This is a genomic window from Hydrogenophaga intermedia, from assembly GCF_023715105.1.
In the GTDB taxonomy this organism is placed as follows: Bacteria; Pseudomonadota; Gammaproteobacteria; order Burkholderiales; family Burkholderiaceae_C; genus Hydrogenophaga; species Hydrogenophaga intermedia_A.
This window is the reverse complement of sequence record NZ_JAMBNO010000139.1, coordinates 1-255: the sequence shown is the minus strand read 5'-3', so window position 1 is coordinate 255 and position 255 is coordinate 1. Positions and strand designations below refer to the sequence as shown.

Annotated in this window: 1 pseudogene; it reads left to right on the top strand. The window is 58.8% G+C overall.

The window, feature by feature from the left end:
• Window positions 1-64 precede the first annotated feature (64 nt).
• Window positions 65-255 (top strand): annotated as a pseudogene (locus M3149_RS22935) (hypothetical protein); the annotation flags it as partial.

The following is a 255-nucleotide window of genomic DNA, read 5'->3' as shown; positions in this document are numbered from 1 at the left end:
GCAAGCCAACGTGGTTGGTGGGCTGCACCCCGACACGGCAAATTGTCCAATCGGAGGTGTAGCCATGCAAGAACCCAGCTTGTTCATCGGCGTGGACGTGTCCAAAGCCGAACTCGTCATTGCCACAGGCGATCAGCGACGAGTGCACTGCATTGCCAACGACGCTGCAAGCATCTCGAACTGGCTTGCGCAGATACCAGCCTATGCACTCATCGCCATGGAGTCCACCGGGTCGTATCACGGCCTGTTGGCCCA